Raw genomic sequence first — 998 nt, forward strand, 5'->3', positions numbered from 1 at the left:
ACCACGTTGTTGCCGGAGATGGCGTAGTAGCCGTCAGCGTTGGTGCCAGCGGTGAAGCTGATATTCAGGTTTTCGCGCGGTGTTTCTTCGTCTTTCGCGACGAAGGTACCGGCGACGGTGCCTGCTTCGGCGGTGTTCTCGACGATGGTGGTCGGCGTGACAGCAATCACCGGAACATCGTTAACCAGGGTCACGGTCGGTTGACCGGTACCGGTGGAGTCCAGGCCTTCAACGTCAGTAACGGTCAGGTCGATCTTCGGCAGCTGGTTGCCAGCGTTAACGAAGTCAGCGCCTTTTTCGGTCAGGACCACGTTGTTGCCGGAGATAGCGTAGTAACCATCTGCGTTGGTGCCAGCGGTGAAGCTGATGTTCAGGTTTTCGCGTGGGGTTTCTTCGTCTTTCGCGACGAAGGTACCGGCGACGGTGCCTGCTTCAGCGGTGTTCTCGACGATGGTAGTCGGCGTGACAGCAATCACCGGAACATCGTTAACCAGCGTTACGGTCGGTTGACCAGTGCCGGTGGAATTCAGGCCTTCAACATCGGTAACAGTCAGGTCGATCTTCGGCAGCTGGTTACCAGCGTTAACGAAGTCGGCGCCTTTTTCGGTCAGCACAACGTTGTTGCCGGAGATGGCGTAGTAGCCATCTGCGTTGGTGCCAGCGGTGAAGCTGATGTTCAGGTTTTCGCGTGGGGTTTCTTCGTCTTTAGCAACGAAGGTACCGGCGACGGTGCCTGCTTCAGCGGTGTTCTCGACAATGGTAGTCGGCGTGACAGCAATTACTGGGACGTCGTTAACCAAGGTCACGGTCGGTTGACCGGTGCCGGTGGAGTTCAGGCCTTCAACGTCGGTGACGGTGAGGTCGATCTTCGGCAGTTGGTTACCGGCGTTAACGAAGTCGGCGCCTTTTTCGGTCAGCACTACGTTGTTGCCGGAGATGGCGTAATAGCCGTCAGCGTTGGTGCCAGCGGTGAAGCTGATGTTCAGGTTTTCGCGTGG

Annotated in this window: 1 protein-coding gene; it reads right to left on the bottom strand. The window is 57.3% G+C overall.

Annotated elements, in window-relative coordinates:
• A partial coding sequence (locus AOA61_RS31225) for a hypothetical protein (RefSeq protein ID WP_158234808.1) occupies positions 1–998 on the bottom strand: 998 nt, incomplete at both ends.

Source organism: Pseudomonas sp. 2995-1, from assembly GCF_002742505.1.
Lineage (GTDB): Bacteria > Pseudomonadota > Gammaproteobacteria > Pseudomonadales > Pseudomonadaceae > Aquipseudomonas > Aquipseudomonas sivasensis.